14 protein-coding genes and 2 tRNA genes are annotated in these 16,019 nt (G+C 64.0%); 14 read left to right on the top strand and 2 right to left on the bottom strand.

Annotation, left to right across the window (positions count from 1 at the left end):
* Positions 1-4 precede the first annotated feature (4 nt).
* The 13 genes from PT931_RS13515 to PT931_RS13455 all read left to right on the top strand — a co-directional run bounded on the left by PT931_RS13515 (position 5) and on the right by PT931_RS13455 (position 10,662).
* On the top strand, positions 5-871 hold the full coding sequence (locus tag PT931_RS13515; RefSeq protein WP_456246068.1) for a hypothetical protein: 867 nt from the start codon (positions 5-7) through the stop codon (positions 869-871).
* Positions 868-1,716, top strand: coding sequence for a hypothetical protein (locus PT931_RS13510; protein ID WP_456246067.1), 849 nt, complete (start codon positions 868-870; stop codon positions 1,714-1,716). Before PT931_RS13515 ends, PT931_RS13510 begins: the two co-directional genes overlap by 4 nt.
* Before the next feature lie 8 nt (positions 1,717-1,724).
* Positions 1,725-1,798 (top strand) — tRNA-OTHER (locus PT931_RS13505).
* A gap of 4 nt (positions 1,799-1,802) precedes the next feature.
* Positions 1,803-1,873 (top strand) — tRNA-Trp (locus PT931_RS13500).
* Positions 1,874-1,991: 118 nt separating this feature from the next.
* On the top strand, positions 1,992-2,516 hold the full coding sequence (locus PT931_RS13495; RefSeq protein WP_456246066.1) for a hypothetical protein: 525 nt from the start codon (positions 1,992-1,994) through the stop codon (positions 2,514-2,516).
* A gap of 27 nt (positions 2,517-2,543) precedes the next feature.
* Positions 2,544-3,506 (top strand): N4-gp56 family major capsid protein, encoded by a 963-nt coding sequence (locus PT931_RS13490; protein WP_456246065.1) that lies wholly within the window; start codon positions 2,544-2,546, stop codon positions 3,504-3,506.
* Positions 3,507-3,688: 182 nt separating this feature from the next.
* On the top strand, positions 3,689-3,949 hold the full coding sequence (locus PT931_RS13485) for a hypothetical protein (protein ID WP_456246064.1): 261 nt from the start codon (positions 3,689-3,691) through the stop codon (positions 3,947-3,949).
* Between the two features lie 177 nt (positions 3,950-4,126).
* Positions 4,127-4,966 (top strand): IPT/TIG domain-containing protein, encoded by an 840-nt coding sequence (locus PT931_RS13480; protein WP_456246063.1) that lies wholly within the window; start codon positions 4,127-4,129, stop codon positions 4,964-4,966.
* A gap of 360 nt (positions 4,967-5,326) precedes the next feature.
* A complete protein-coding gene (locus tag PT931_RS13475; RefSeq protein ID WP_456246062.1) occupies positions 5,327-6,226 on the top strand; it encodes a phage adaptor protein in 900 nt (299 codons plus the stop codon).
* A gap of 2 nt (positions 6,227-6,228) precedes the next feature.
* A complete protein-coding gene (locus PT931_RS13470; protein ID WP_456246061.1) occupies positions 6,229-7,644 on the top strand; it encodes a hypothetical protein in 1,416 nt (471 codons plus the stop codon).
* A 48-nt stretch (positions 7,645-7,692) separates the two neighbouring features.
* Complete coding sequence (locus tag PT931_RS13465; RefSeq protein WP_456246060.1) at positions 7,693-8,352, top strand: hypothetical protein; 660 nt, start codon at positions 7,693-7,695, stop codon at positions 8,350-8,352.
* A complete protein-coding gene (locus PT931_RS13460; protein ID WP_456246059.1) occupies positions 8,336-10,255 on the top strand; it encodes a hypothetical protein in 1,920 nt (639 codons plus the stop codon). The genes PT931_RS13465 and PT931_RS13460 overlap by 17 nt, the downstream gene beginning before the upstream one ends.
* Positions 10,256-10,263: 8 nt before the next feature.
* Complete coding sequence (locus PT931_RS13455) at positions 10,264-10,662, top strand: peptidoglycan-binding domain-containing protein (protein ID WP_456246058.1); 399 nt, start codon at positions 10,264-10,266, stop codon at positions 10,660-10,662.
* A 27-nt stretch (positions 10,663-10,689) separates the two neighbouring features.
* On the opposite strand, the gene PT931_RS13450 is transcribed toward PT931_RS13455, so the two are convergent.
* Entirely contained in the window at positions 10,690-11,679 is a 990-nt protein-coding gene (locus tag PT931_RS13450; RefSeq protein ID WP_456246057.1) for a hypothetical protein, read from the bottom strand.
* 295 nt (positions 11,680-11,974) lie between these two features.
* Complete coding sequence (locus tag PT931_RS13445) at positions 11,975-14,257, bottom strand: helicase-associated domain-containing protein (protein WP_456246056.1); 2,283 nt, start codon at positions 14,255-14,257, stop codon at positions 11,975-11,977.
* A 99-nt stretch (positions 14,258-14,356) separates the two neighbouring features.
* On the opposite strand from PT931_RS13445, the gene PT931_RS13440 reads away from it, so the two are divergent.
* A complete protein-coding gene (locus PT931_RS13440) occupies positions 14,357-16,009 on the top strand; it encodes a DNA repair helicase XPB (RefSeq protein ID WP_456246055.1) in 1,653 nt (550 codons plus the stop codon).
* Positions 16,010-16,019: the final 10 nt, after the last annotated feature.

The following is a 16,019-nucleotide window of genomic DNA, read 5'->3' as shown; positions in this document are numbered from 1 at the left end:
CTAGATGGCTGATCCGACCCCTACCGAGCTTGCAGCCCAGTACGGCTACGCGGCCAGCTTCTTCCAGTCCATTCCCGAGCTGAACAACCTGTTGAATCAGGCGCTTGCTCAGAAGTGGACCCCGGCCCGTTTCCAGGGCGAGTTCATGAAGTCCGCCTGGTACCGCACGACCTCGGACGCTAAACGGCAGTGGAACGTTTTGCAGACCACTGACCCGGCAACGGCTGAACGGCGGTTGCAGGACCAGACGTTGAAAATTCGTAACATGGCCACTCAGGCGGGTGTCATCATCACCGATGACCGGCTGCGTCAGATGGCGTTGGAAACCTTGTCGGGTGGCTACTCCGAAGAGGTGTTGAAGAACGCCGTTGCCGCCGAGTTCCACTACCAGCCCGGGGGTACAACCGGCGGTGCAGCGAGCACTGAAGCGGACATGAAACGCCTCGCCGGGGACTACGGGGTTACCCTGTCCGATCAGGATGTGGGGTCCATGGTGCAGGGCGTCATGTCTGGCAGGTTCAATCAGGACAACCTTTTGGATTTCGTCCGCGATCAGGCGCGGTCGAAATACCCGGGGATGACGGAATGGATCGACCAGGGGCTGTCCGTGCGTCAGGTGGCCTCGCCGTACACCTCAAGCTATTCGAAGCTCCTGGAAGTCGATGCTGCCTCGGTGGATCTGAATGACCCGATGATTCAGAAAGCATTGCAGGGCAATAAGAACAAAGACGGGCAGTGGGCCAAGCAGTCCCTGTACGACTTCGAAAACTCTATCCGGCAGACTCCGCAGTGGCTGAAGACGGGCAATGCGAAAGAGGAAGCTCAGACGGCTACTAACGCGGTACTGCGGGATTGGGGGCTGGTGACGTGACCGCACCAACCGGCCCTACCCAGTCGGAGCAGAACGCTTACGACGTCATGATTCAGACGCTGCGTGACTATGGGCTAGAAAGCCTCGGGCCTAAGCTTATGGACTTCCTTCGTCAGGGTCATACCCAGGACCAAGTGAGCGTTCTACTTCAGCAGACGGACGAGTACAAGAAGCGGTTTGCGGGCAACGAGGATCGCCGCAAGGCTGGGCTCCCTGTCTTGTCACCTAGGGAGTATCTGGATGTTGAACGCTCGTACCGGCAGATCATGTCAGCGGCCGGGTTGCCTCCGAATTTCTACGATCAGCCTGAGGACTTTTCCGGGTGGATCGGTAAGGACGTTTCTCCGACTGAGATCAAGTCACGTGTTGACGAAGCCTCCTACGCGGTTGCGACGCTCAACCCTGCGACTAAAGAGTTGTGGCAGCAGTGGCATGGGGTCGGCCCCAGTGACATGACCGCCTACTTCCTCGACCAGAACCGGCACTTGCCGGAACTGGAACGGCTCTCCCGGGGTGTCACCCTGGGCGCGGCGGTCAAGGGAACCGGCGGGACCATCACGGAGGACCAGGCGACCCGGTACGCGGGCTATCTGGGAACCTCGGGTGTCAACCCTCAGTACATGGGCCAGTTGACGCAGCAGTTCGCCCAGGCGGCCAGCTCGGGCCAGTTCCTGTCCGGGGTGTATCAGGACCAGTACACGATGGATGACGCCGCAGCGGACACCCTAGGTGGGGATGCGGCGGCAAAGGAGAAGAGGCGTCGACTCGGTAAGCGAGAAGAAGCTGAATTTGGTGGGGCTGGCGGGGCCGGCAAGAGCTCGCTTTCTCAAGACACTTCGTATTAGCAAGTTTGGTGGACGTAGCCCAAAGGCAGAGGCAGGGGCATTCACGCCCTATGAAGTGCTGGTTCAACCCCAGCCGTCCACCCAACGCGGGCGTAGCTCAGTGGTAGAGCGAAGGTCTCCAAAACCTTAGACGGGGGTTCGATCCCTTCCGCCTGTGCTTTCCGCAATCCCTCGACCGGCCGGGGTTGCGCGTATCTAAGACCGGTAGTGACAGCCGTACTCCGTGCCCCCACACGTGTACGCGGGTCATGTCCACATTTCCTCTGGGAGTAGATATGTCAACCACGTGGGTCAGCAACGACCAGGACGATGACGACGAGAATGAGGGCCAGGGCAAGAAGCCGTCGGGGCTTCGTGCCCACGCGTCAAAGTTGGAAGAGGCCAACAAGGCTCACCTAGCCGAGATCGCAGCCCTCAAGACTGAGGTTCGTAACACCAACCTTGCCAACATCCTCAAGGAAAAGGGCCTTGACCCTAAGGTTGGCGGCCTTGTCCCTAAGGACATTGAGCCGACCCCGGAGGCTCTTGGTAAGTGGGTAGAGGAGTACGGGAGCCTTTTCGGGAAGCCGGCTGAGCCGGCCCCTGTCGCTGATGCGGCACAGCCCCCTGCACCTCCGCAGGCGGACCCGGCTTTTGATGTGTTTCAGACTCAGATGGACCGCATGAACAACGCCATTGCCAACACGGCTGGTGCGGTTTCCCCTGAGGCGGACCTCATGGCCAAGCTTTCCGGCGCTAAGGATCAGAGGGAGCTTGACGCTCTCATTCGCAATTCCGGCCCGGCTGGTCGTTTCAACTGACCCCCTACTCACTAGAGGGGCACTTTCATGGCTAACGAATACAATGCGATTTCCAACGCTAGCTCGGTGTCGAAGAACCTGGTTCAGACGGCTTATGACAAGTACGTCGAATTCCAGCTTCGTTCCATGCCGTGCTTCCGCGAGATCGTGGATAAGCACCCGGCCGACCAGGCAATGCCTGGCTCTTCGGTGGTCCTCCAGATCTACCAGGACCTGGCTCCGTCCATCACTCCTCTGAACGAGATCACGGACCCGGAATCGGTTGCCCTGCCGGCGACTTCGACGGTTTCGATCACGCTCAACGAGTATGGTCGGTCGACCATCACGACCCGTAAGCTGCGGCTCTTCAGCCTGTCCGACCTGGACCCGGCGCTGATGAACGTCGTCTCTTACGACATGACGAATAGCCTCGACAAGGTGATCAGCAATGTCCTTGTTGGAGGCACCAACGTCATTCGGGTCAACGCTGGTGCTGTCGTCATCGGTGGCACCCAGGGTGCCATTGTTCCGACTGACATCATGGAGTCCGACGTCATTCGTACTGCGGTGACTAAGCTCCGCACTAACAACGCCCTTCCGCGTATGGGCGACCTGTTCACAAGCTACATCCACCCGGATGTTGCGTTTGATCTCCGCAAGGAATCGGACGCGGCCGGTTGGCGTCCTCCGCACGTCTATTCTGCGGCGGGCAACATCTGGGCTGGCTTTGTCGGTTCGTACGAGGGCACGGCGGTTATCGAATCGCCGCGAGTCAATGTCAGTAAGGTCACTGGAAAGCCGGACGTTTACCAGAACATCATGGTTGGCCAGCAGGCACTTGCTGAGGCTGTGGCAGAGGAAGGTTCGCTCCGAATGGGGCCGTACACCGATGCCCTGATGCGACTCCGTAAGGTCGGCTGGTACGCCGTTCTCGGGTGGAGCATTTACCGGCAGGAGGCCATCTTCCGCATGGAGACGGCTTCTTCCCTGGGTGTTGCTTCCAACCCGTGATCGTAGGCCCGGGAACTATCCCTGATAGCCATTCATGGCAGGTCACATAGCCCGGGTTAGGCGAAGGCCCGGGTCACCCCTGAGGTTCTTCCTCATGTCGCCCGGCTTTAGGAAGTTAATTAGGAAGATGAACGTAGGTTTCAGACCTACGTTCATCTTCCTTCTTTGACCAGGAGGGGTGAATGCCTGTACTCGACGGCCCCAAATATGAAGAGGGCTTCACCGATATGGACATGCTCTTTCGCCGTTACAAGTACCTGAGGGGTATCACCCTCGCGGTCAAGGGCTCCGTGGTTACTCAACTCGTCTACCCGTACAACGGGGTCTACTTCGATGGCAGTTACGACGTCATTTATGAGGGTGGGCACATCCACACCATTACTCAGGCCGAAGCCGACGTTCTCATAGCGGCGGGTTACGCCGACTACATCACCCCAGACTAAGAGGTGTCTCATGGACGAGCCCGCCACTTCAAACGGTGACCCTTCTTCGGGTGCAACCTGGCGTTCCCTGGACGAGAGCATTGGCGCTGAAGCCCCGTGTCCGGTTGAGCCGTACGCAATGCTGAACCCGCCCCGGACTGAGCAGGTTCCGACTCCGGTAGCCCCTGGGGGTTGCTAATGGCTACCTGTGATGTCACTCAGACTGACCTGACCGCTAGGGCTGCGACTCTGACCGCAGCCGCGACGAAGGCCACCACTGATGCCGCTGCCCTCAATAGCCAGGCTTCCACGCTAGAGGCCGCTGCCGCTGTCACCTCGACCTGTCGCGCCCGCCTGGTGTCAGCCAACAACCCGTTGTTTGTCGAGCCCATTGACTACCTCATGGGTCAGATCGACGGGAAGAACAACTCGGCAAGCGCACTCAGGTCGCAGGCCCTAGCTCTGACTCAGCAGGCCACTGCGGCTACCGCTGAGGCCGCAGCATTTACGGCGGCGGCTGCCGGCCTGGCCCCGCTGACTCCGACCGTCACGGGTGTTGCCCCTTCCTCGGGTACAACCCTGGGGGGCACCTCCGTTGTCGTCACCGGTACCAACTTCACTGACGCTACCGGCGTCACGTTTGGTGGGACTCCCGCCACTGGGGTTGTCATCGACTCGGACACTCAGATCACCTGCGTTACCCCGGCTCATGCTGCCGGCGCTGTAACTGTGGCCGTGGCGGTAACGGGTTCCTCGGGCACCCTGCCGAGTGGTTTCACCTACCTGCTTGTTCCGACCCTGACCACTGTTGCTCCCGGTACGGGTGCCCCGGCGGGTGGCACTTCGATGACCCTGACTGGTACGGGTTTCACGGGCGCTACGAAGGTGCAGTTCGGGACCACCGATGCGACAGCTTTCAACGTTGCTTCGGCTACCTCGATCACGTGCACGTCCCCGGCTGGCTCGGGAACTGTCGACGTCACGGTTTTCCATCCGAATGGGAATGTGACCAAGCCGGCAAGTTTCGAGTACGCGTAGCGGTTTCCTTTTCTCTGTTGAAGGTGGGGCGTTTCTGCGCTCCACCTTCTTCCTATTCCTGGGCTGACCTGACGGGGGGACGCATGGGCACCACTTGCACCTGTGGCGCGGGACACAAGACTTTCGGGGCTTGTCTCCGCGCCAAGTCAATTTCCATCGGGTATTGCCGCTCGGCTTACGGCTGGGACAAGTCCGAGGAGGACAAGAAGCACGCCGCCCTGGACGAGTACGAGTCAGCCCGGCGTCAAGGCGTACAGCCTTCAAGTACGGGCCTGTATGACACGCGAATGGCCATGCGCATTTCCGATGAGCAGGGACGTGCTTTCAACGCCTCTGACGGGGCTGGTGGGGTGATGCTCGATGAGTAGCCCGGTGCCTGAGGGGACACTACTAATCAACACGCTGACAGAGCGTGTCCTTGACCTGGTGCATGGTTTCGTTCGAGACCAGGAACAGGTGACCACCCTCGATCAGCCGATTACCAGTTCCGACCTCACGTTGACTGTGACGGAGCCGGACCAGCTTTCCCGGGGCCTCATTGAGATCGACAATGAGATGTTGTACATCCTGGACTCTGACGGCACCTCGACGGTTGTGACTGTTCCCCCGTGGGGTCGGGGCTATTCGGGCTCTGTGGCTGCCTCCCATGCGGGTGGTGCGAGGGTCACAATGTCGCCCCTGTTCCCCCGTCAGCGTGTCATGACGGCCCTGTATGAATGCCTGCGGGAATCCTTTCCGGACGTGTTCGCCGTGAGCCAGGCCTACATCGATATCAACCCTGCCCGGACGAACTACCCGCTGCCTTCTGACTGCTACCAGGTCCGCCAGGTTGAATGGTTCGTGCCCGGCCCAACTTTGCAGTGGGCTCCGGTCAAGTCGTGGCGGATGAACAAGACGCCGACGACGGAAGAGATTGAAATCCTTTCCCGAGTATGGCCCGGCCCGCAGAGGGTCAGGTACCTGTACGTCAAGAACCCGCCTACTGACTGGGGAACAGCCGGTTCCCTTCAGGATCTGGGCTACACGTCAGAGCTTATGGACGTGCTTATCTACGGGGCCTCTTACCGGCTTCTGCTTGCCACTGAGGCGTCTCGTATCGCCACTCAGTCCATGGTGAGCAATTCCCGGGGTGAAGTCACGCCCCCCGGAAGCGCGACGAACGCCGCCAACTATCTCCGGAAGCTGTACAAGGAGCGGCTTGCGGATGAGCGGCTTCAGCTCCAGACCCGGTACCCGCTCCAGATGCACAGAGAGGAGTAGACATGGTTGCCTACAACTACAGCAACACGTCCGTAGAAACAACTCTCAGTGCACCGTGTGGGCCTTCCGATGTCAGCATCACTATCGGTAGCACCTCGGGCCTTCCCCCGTCTTTTCCGTACACGTTGATCCTCGACTATGAGGGACCTGCGGTTGAAGTCGTGACCGTGACTAACCTTGTCGGCTCCACGGTCACCGTGACCCGTGGCGAGGATGGCACTTCAGCCCAGTCGCACGCGGCTGGAGTTCGGGTGGTGCATGGTGCTGTCCGTCGTGACTTTGTCGACATGCGCCTGCACATCGAGGGCTCAACTAACGTTCACGGGATTGGCGTTTCGTCTTCTGTGGTGGGTACAGCCACCATTCAGACTCTCACCAACAAGACCATCAATGGTGCGGACAACACGATCACCGGTATCACCGGGTCGAGCATCGTCAGCCTGCCGGCTTCGAAAATCGTTCAGCCGTTCGCCCGGCTCGCTGCGGTGGGTGCCGATGGGGCTTTGACCGTGCTGGACATTGTTGGTGCCGAACCGGGCCGGACACAGAACCTCGCGCAGATCGTCAACGCTGACGGCAAGGGTCTGCTGATCGGTGTTGATGGTGTCGTGGTGGGCCTGGCCGGCAACGTCAGGGCTCAGGACTCAAGCCTAGTCACTCAGAACGGCGGCACTGTCGGGTTCGAGGCCACGAAAGACGGCGTTGTCACCAACCTGGGGACCCTGACCTCTGGCGGCAAAATCACCGTGTCGGCCGGTGGGCTTCAGGTCGCTGGCACAACCGCTATCACGGGCAACACCTCGATCGCTGGAACGCTGACCGTAACCGGTGCCAGCAACGACGTAACCGTTCCCCGGGACATCATCGTCGGCCGGGATGTCCTGTCCTCCGGTAAGGGCGTGTTCGCCACCACCGTTAAGGGCACCGACTTCACCATTGCGGGCTCGCCCGACCGGTCCGTGAAAACTGAGTTGGACTTCAAGAACGCCCCGCCTCTTGTACTGGTACAGCAGTCGGTTGCCCAGTCGGTCCCGAACGCGACTTTCACCGGCATCACGTTCACCGGTACGGACATCAAAGACACGGATGGGATGCACAACCCGGCGGTTAACCCGTCGCGGTTCACTGCCGTCACGGCCGGCTGGTATTTGGTGCAGGCCACCCTTTCCTACGCTGCCAACTCGACCGGCCTGCGGATCGTCGGGTTCATGCTCAACGCGGACGGGGTTGTTCACTACGCCCAGCAGCTCCCGACAGTCACAACCGGCGGCTCCGCCACGACCCTCACCACCAGTGGAATGGTCCTGCTTGCCGCTGGCCAGTACGTGGAAGTGGTCGGCTACCAGACGTCCGGCGGTGGCCTGAACACGGGCACCAACGAGACCCGTTTCCAGGCCCTGTACATCTCCACGACGTGACGGGGGCCTGATGTGTCCCGCGAGGCTCCGGGTCTCACGCCACTAGTCGTGTACCTGAAGCAAACCCTGGGGTCAAGGCGGTACGGGGGTGTCATCGGAGACGGCGAACACCTGTATGGGTACCACCTCGGCAAGGATCGCATTTTCTCTTTCTCGGGGCAGGGTTGGAGCGACTACAGCGTTCAAACCCTGCGCGACCTGACCGGCCTTTCCGATCGGGCCTGTGCCATCGACATAGGCAACGATTGGCCGGATCACCGCGACTGGCTCATGTGGCTCATCTCGGAATGCCGCAAGGGCAACTTCCCCGACATCCGGGAAATCATCGGCACCCTTGACGGAGAACGGGTCATTGGCTGGGATGCCGAGAATCATTGGCTGTCCGAGCCTGGCCGGGGGGACCTGACTCACCTGTGGCACACGCACATCAGCTTCTACAGGGATGCAGCGGACCGTGACCAGACGGCAGTGTTGCGGCACTACTTCGAGCCCCCTCAGGCCGCCGTCAAGGCCCCAGTGGTGCCGGCCCCGACACCTAATCCGGCTCCGGTACAGGCGTGGCAGGAGAGGCCCTTTCAGGGGGCCTCGACCAGGCCGCACGATTCGGAATGGCTCGCCCTCTACCCCCTGTCCGGCATCGCTGCCCTCGGGGTGACCGCTTGGATACTGCTACGTCGAATGGAGCTTGGGCGTGAAGATTCCCAATAAGTTGCCCGGCTCCCTTGCCGCACGCAAGGGCGGCGGCAATCTCGCGTTGAAGGGCAATGCCGCCTACGCCTATGCGATCGGTGGGCTACAGTTCCTGTCCGCCGCCGACAGGCAGTTGCCCATCATCCGCCAGACGGCACCGCTCCGAAAAGAACAGTACGACAATGCGCAAAACCCCGGGGAGCACAGCCTTTCCGGGTGGTGGCTGCGGTCGCAGTTGTCGTTCCATGGTGGTGCCGGGCAGGTTTTCAACGACCCGTCCCAGACTGACCCGCTGGCCGATATCCGTTTCGCGTCGAGCCGTTCCGTGAACGTCTGGAACCAAGGCATTGTGTCCCTGCTTCATGACGTCAACGAGGACACCACGGGGGTTGGCCCTGTCCCTATCCCGGGCATTGTCGAAATGGTTTCGATCCAGATCGACGGTAGTCCGGCGGTGTTCGGCATCACCGGGGCCAAGACTTTGCTGTGCACCCCGACCGTAACGACCTTGGCTAACTGGTCGACGGGCACCGCATTGAGCTGTGTCACCGATGGTGTGAACCTCTACGTCCTGTCCTCGACAGGCCTGTACAAGGGGCCTATCCCCGCCACAGTGGCCGGTCCCATCACCTGGACCCTGATGTTTGCTAACGCGGTCACCGGCTCGGGTGAACTCGGGTGGGTCAAACAGCGGCTCATCATGGCGGTCAACGGGAAAATCTACGAGGTTGCCCCCAACGCGGTGGCCCTCCCGGGGACCCCGCTGTACACGAGCATTAACCCGATCACCTGGACCTCGGTCACGGAGACCACATCGGCCATTTACGTCTGCGGCACCTACGGCACTTCCTCGGCTGTGTTGAAGTTCCTCCTTGACGCCACGGGGGCCATCCCCACCCTTACGGGGGCTGGGGTGGCCCTACAGCTCCCAGCCGGTGAAATAGCCAACTCGATATTTGGCTACCTCGGCACGTACGTGGGGATCGGCACCAACAAGGGCGTCCGGATCGCAACAGCTTCGGCTAACGGTGACCTGTCCTATGGGCCTCTGCTGTTCAACAATTCGGCGGGTTCCTTGACCCTGCACATTTCTGACTGGACAGCTCGGGACCGTTTCCTTTGGTGCACCGTTTCGCAGGGCAACCAGGGGGACTCAGGCCTGTACCGCATCGACTTGTCCACTCAAGTGCAGCCCGGACGGTACGCCTACGCGACGGACCTTGTAGCCGTGCAGGACACTTCCAATGCGGTTGCCTGTGCGCACTTCGGTGGTTCGGACTTGATCTGTTTCGCCACCTCGGCCAACGTCTACCGTGAGGACGCGGTCAAGGTGTGCCGAACAGGGTTTCTCCTCACGGCACGAATCAGGTTCAGCACCCTTGAGCCGAAAATCTTTAAGCTCATTCGAGTACGCGGCCCCGTGCAGGCCGGCGTACTCACAGTGTCGGTACTGGACCAGGGGGACCACGAGTCCATTAGCCACTCGTACCCCACGACCTTGACCCCGGGTCTCTACGACGCGGCCATTACGAGCCCGACGGAGCCTCAGGACTACGTCAGTATCAAATTCACGTTCAACAGCAACGACGCCCAGACCGATGGGGCCAGCCTCAGCGCGTATCAGGTGAAGGCCTTGCCGGCTTCCCCCAGGCAGCGACTCATCCAACTGCCGATGCTCTGCTACGACTGGGAGATTGACCGCAACGGGCAGAGGCGCGGCGGTAACCAGCAGGCCTGGAAGCGGCTTCGCGCCCTTGAGGCCCTGGAGTTCACCGGCAATAGCGTCATCTGGCAGGAGTACGACACGGGCATTTCCCGCCAGGTGGTCATCGAGTCGGTTGCCTACAAGCAGGTAGCACCCCCGGCAAGGTTCAGAGGTGACGGCGGTCTCGTCACTGTGACGCTACGGACCATCGACTAGGAGCCTTGATGTTGCCTTTCCCGCTGGGTGCCGGCCACTACTACGGGCCACACCCAAAGTCTGATCTGCAATGCCACGACGGCCGGGACGATGTCCGAGAGTGGCTTATGTTGATGGAGTGGAAGCGGACCTATTCCCGCCTGCACGAACCACTGCCGCTCAACGGCCAGTATGATGGCCCCACCCAGAGGGCCATCATGGGATTGCAGGACAAGCACAACATCCCCGCCACCGGATACCTGACCAAGGAAACTTGGGATGCGCTCTGGATGGTTGACGACCCGGGTGAGATCGTGCCGGCCCTTGTTGAGGAGCCCGAGCCCGAACCTGTGGTTGTTTCGGAACCGCCTCCGACCCCGGTGAAGAGGGGAAGAGGACGGCCAAAGAAAGCCCCCCAGCCTGTATAGGGCTGGGGGGCTTTCCCCGTGTCCGGGCTACGCTGCCTTGCGCAATGGCGACGCAGGCGAGGCATGCGGAGTACGGAAGGGCAGCACGATCGCCCCGGTACTGCTGCCGTCGTCAATCAGGTCATCGTCACCGAAGAAGTCAATCTCTTCCATGACCCGATCCCGCCACCGGTAGCGGATGTTCGGGTTGATGTAGTTCATGGCTTCCCGCTCAGTGGCCCAACCGCAGAGTTGCATGATGAACCTGACGGCCTGATCCGTGTCGTACAGCTCCTCTACCTTCATGTACCACCACGTGACCCCAGACCGCCGCAGGGTGTGAGTGCCGATCCGGTGAAGGTGCTCCTTCTGGTACCCCATGCCCAGTAGGGTCTGTTCCACGAAGCGGGCTTCGGTCGAACGGCGCTGGGTGGGAATGAGAGGACGGAACTTGTCGCCTCGACGCAGCCCGCCGTTGCTGATGCGGGGGAACAGGTACCAGTCGGGGTCAAGTGCGCCGTGTTCGTTCTCGTAGTAGTCCAACCACGGCTGCAACCTTGACCAGATGCGCTTAGCGGGCAGGCTCGCAGAGTAGCCCGTCTTGGTCTCGAAGATGTGAATCTTCCGCTTTTCCCGGTCGAGATCTTTCACGCGCATGTCCTCGATGGCAGCCCCGCGCGCCACGAAGAAGAGGCCTACGGTGGTGAACGCCCCGTGTGAGGGGTGAATCTGGTTCGCCACTTCCAGCGCTTCCCGGAACCTGGCCGCGTCGAGAAAGAATCTCTTGTCCTTGGCGTCCGTCCGGTGTTGCTTCTTCTTCAGGCTCGGGATTTCCCGATCAATGTCGATCTTCATCATGGATGCGTTCAGAAGCTCCCCGTACACGAGGTGCTTCCAGAAGGATTTCATTGCCGCCCGCAGGCTGTTCGCAGACGACAAGGCCAGGTGCTGACGTTCGTACAGACGTTCGGTGTACGGCTTGAGAGTGAACTCATGCGTGTACATGTCCCCGAAGTCCCTGATGAGGGAGACGATCACGTTGCGGTTCCCAACTAGGGTCCCGTCCGCCTTGGCAAACCTGGCCTTGCCGTCCTTCAGCCAACCTTCTAGCGCCTCCGACAGACGAAGGCACTTGTCGGGGTCTAGCGAGTGCCTACACTTCCCCTTGCGCGCCATGTGGTACCTCCCGGGAGGGTGTGGCTACGTCGCCACAGGTACCACGTCCAAGCATACCCATCCATAAGCGGGCATCTCGGGCTAACGTCGATAAACGGTGTTGTATGCGGGAATGCCGACAACGCGCGCATCGTCGCCCTCAGCGGGCCCCACCCACTCAGGCCAGGGTGGCCGAGGTGATCCGGGCCAGGGCGAATGTGTGCAGGGTCTCGCTGCGTTCGTCCTCCGCCCGCAGGTAACCGGCCCCGATCGACATCGGCCGCACGAGGCGGGAGATGGTCGAGCCGTGCGGGTCGATGTAGCCGACCCAGACCGGTACCCGGTCGCGGATCGCGTCCCGGAGCACGGCGAGCGCGTCGTCGATGCTGCCGCTCACCATCACCGGGGCCTTGCGGGCAGCGCGGGCCCGGGCGTCGCTGATCCGGAGCTCCTCGACGATGCCGGCCAGGTACGCCTCCGGCAGCTCCAGCGGCTGCCCCGAGGACCGGTCGAACCCGGCGGTGGGCGCCCGGCGCGGCGTGGCCCGGGTGAGCAGCACCACCCCGGTGGCGTCCTCGGGCACGGGGCTGTAGCCGGTGTCCCGGAGCGCGTCGACCACCCGCGCGATCGGGTACGGCGACACCAGCACCGTCGGGGCCAGCCGGCGGAAGGCCAGCCCGGACAGCCTGCGGTCGGCGGCGATCTCGGCGAGCAGCGCCTCGTCCTCGCTGCGCAGGTAGGCCGAGGCGCTCCCCGCGCGCAGGCCGCCGTGTCTGCGGGACACGTCGTCGATCAGGTAGGTGAGCGCCTGGGGCACCGGGGTGGTGGACCGGCGGGCGAAGAGGGCGTGCAGGTCCGTCGACGCGTACCCGGAGTCGAGGGCGCCGCGGAGGCTGTCGACGCTCACCCGGTACACGCTCGGGGACTCGGGGACGGCGACGGACGCCAGCTCGGCGGCCAGCCCGGCCGAGGCGGGGCCGGGCACCACGATCGTCAGGTCGGCCTGGAGCAGCACCTGGTCGACGGGGGCCGGCAGCAGGGCGGCGAGGATCGTCACGGAGCCGGGGGCCCGGTCGAGCACGCCGAGCGGGTCGTCGACCGACTCGGGGGCGAGCAGTGCCCGGCCGTAGCTGGTCAGGGCGCCCATCGCGGTCAGGCCCAGGGTCGCGGCCTCCGCGAGCGCCGCGCCGAGCAGGGTCGGGCGGGTGAACCGGCGCGGCGAGCGCCAGCGCAGCACGGCCAGCACGTCGGCGGCCTCGGCCCCGGTGCCGGCGGGCAGCTCGGTGAGCATGGCGAGGACGGCCGCGCGCAGGGCCGGGGCACCGGAGCGGGCCAGCTCGCCGGACAGGGCGTTCATGGGGCGGTCGCGCTCGTCCCGGGTGCCGATCAGGGCCGCCTGCCGGGGCATCCGCAGCCAGGCGTCGGCGAGGATCTGCCAGCGCTCGGCGAGCCCTGCCGCGAGCCAGGTGTCGAACACGGCGGTCGGCAGCCAGTGCGCCCCGCCGGTGCCCCCGCCGTCCAGGACGCCGATCAGGCCGGCCGAGTACGCCACCTCGAGCAGCAGCCCGGCCGTGTTCTCCTCGACGCCGGCCGTCCGGGCGACCCGTTTGAGGTCGCGCGCGCTGAGGCCGCCGGCCTTGAGGATCGGGGCGGGCAGGTCGTTGACCAGCACCTCCACCAGCCGGACGACCTCGATGGCCTGTCCGGCGCCGGCCTGGTCGACGGCCGCGCCGCGCTTCTTCGTGGGCAGGGTCGGCGGGGCCGGGTGCAGCTGGCCGAGCGGGCCGTCGTCGCGGCGGAGCAGCAGGCCCACCTCGCGGGGCAGCTCGACGGCGTCGTCGGAGATGGGCACGAGGAGCCGGCGGTTGAGCAGCCAGCGGACCGGGGAGTCGTCGGTCTTCGCCGTCCGGGCCTCGGTGAGCGAGCCGACGGGCGGGCCTGCGGCGAGGGTGTCGAGCACGGCGCGCGCCTCGGGCGGCGCGGACATGATCGTCCGGCGGAGGGCGGCCGGGTCGGCGGCCAGTTCGGTGGCGGCGGAGTCGCCCAGGTCGGCGGCCGGGCGGCCGAGCCCGGCCGGGTACGCCGAGCAGACCTCGTCGAGCACCGACACCGGTCGCAGGGCGGTGTCCGGGCCGTGGACGAGGAGCAGCGCGCGGAGCCGGTCGACGGCGGCCCGGGTCTCCGCCACGTACGGCGCGGTGACGGTGAGCACAGCGTCGAGCGAGGCCGCCGGGGTGCCGGCCGGGCCCGCGCCGAGCAGCCGGAGCGCGTCGAGCACCTCGAGGGTGAACAGGTCGAGGGCCTCCAGGGCGCGGGCGACCGAGAGCCGGGTCTGTGCCCGGTTGGCCAGGGCGGACAGGTCACCAGGAAGGGGGACGGTCAGGTCCGGACGGGCACGAAGCAGTTCCGCGAGGGCCTCATCGGGCAACGCTCGCAGGTGGTCAGCCAGGCTCATAGACATCGTTTCCTAAGTTACCTGTCCCCTGGCCAAAACGCGGCCCGGCGACGCCAGCCCTCCGGCGAGGCATACTTGAGGGTCTGCCTTGTTGGAGGTCCCCGTATGTCCTGCCTGATCGTGCAGAGCGACAAGACGCTGCTTCTCGAAGTCGACCATCCGGACGCGCAGGCGTGCCGGCTGGCCATCGCGCCGTTCGCCGAGCTGGAGCGTGCCCCCGAGCACGTGCACACCTACCGGGTGACCCCGCTGGGCCTGTGGAACGCCCGCGCCGCCGGCCACGACGCCGAGTCGGTGGTCGACGCGCTCCTGAAGTACAGCCGCTATCCGGTGCCGCACGCGCTGCTGGTGGACATCGCCGAGACCATGTCGAGGTACGGGCGGCTCCAGCTGCTCAACGACCCCGCCCACGGCCTGGTGCTGCGGACCACGGACCGGGCGGTGCTGGTCGAGGTGGCCAAGGCCAAGCGGCTCGCGGGCATGCTCGGGGCGCGGATCGACGACGACACCCTCGCGGTGCACGGCTCCGAGCGGGGCAACATCAAGCAGGCGCTCCTGAAGCTGGGCTGGCCGGCCGAGGACCTCGCGGGGTACGTGGACGGCGAGTCGCACGAGATCACGCTCGCGGAGGACGGCTGGCACCTCCGGCCGTACCAGCAGGAGGCGGTCGACGGGTTCTGGGCCGGCGGTTCCGGGGTCGTGGTGCTGCCCTGTGGCGCGGGCAAGACGATCGTGGGCGCGGCCGCCATGGCGCACGCGTCGGCGACCACCCTGATCCTGGTCACGAACACGGTGGCCGGCCGGCAGTGGAAGCGGGAGCTGATCGCGCGCACGTCGCTCACCGAGGACGAGATCGGGGAGTACTCGGGCGAGAAGAAGGAGATCCGCCCGGTCACCATCGCGACGTACCAGGTGCTGACGACCCGCCGCAACGGCGCGTTCTCGCACCTCGACCTGTTCTCCGCCCGCGACTGGGGCCTGGTCATCTACGACGAGGTGCACCTGCTGCCCGCGCCGATGTTCCGGTTCACCGCCGATCTCCAGGCGCGCAGGAGGCTCGGGCTGACCGCCACCCTGGTCCGCGAGGACGGCCGCGAGGGGGACGTGTTCAGTCTGATCGGCCCGAAGCGGTACGACGCGCCGTGGCGGGACATCGAGAACCAAGGCTGGATCGCGCCGGCCGACTGCTGCGAGGTCCGGGTGACGCTCACCGACCACGAGCGGATGACGTACGCGACGGCGGAGGCCGAGGAGCGGTACCGGATGGCGGCAACCGCCAAGACGAAGCTGCCCGTGGTGCGCAAGCTGATCGAGAAGCACGCGGGTGAGCCGGTCCTCGTGATCGGCGCGTACCTCGACCAGTTGGACCACCTGGCGGCCGAGTTGGAGGCCCCGGTGATCGAGGGCAAGACGTCCAACAAGGAACGCGAGCGGCTGTTCGACCTGTTCCGCAGGGGCGAGCTGAAGGTGCTGGTGGTGTCGAAGGTGGCGAACTTCTCCATCGACCTGCCCGAGGCGTCGATCGCGATCCAGGTGTCGGGCACGTTCGGTTCCCGGCAGGAGGAGGCGCAGCGGCTCGGCCGGGTGCTGCGGCCCAAGCAGGACGGCCGCCAGGCGCACTTCTACACGGTGGTGTCCCGGGACACGGTCGACGCGGAGTACGCGGCGCACCGGCAGCGGTTCCTCGCGGAGCAGGGTTACGCGTACACCATTGTGGACGCCGACGACGTGCTGGCTCCACCGGATCTTCACAACTGACCGGCTGTTT

The sequence above is a fragment of the Longispora urticae genome, assembly GCF_053902585.1.
This window is presented reverse-complemented; position numbering and strand designations above follow the sequence as displayed.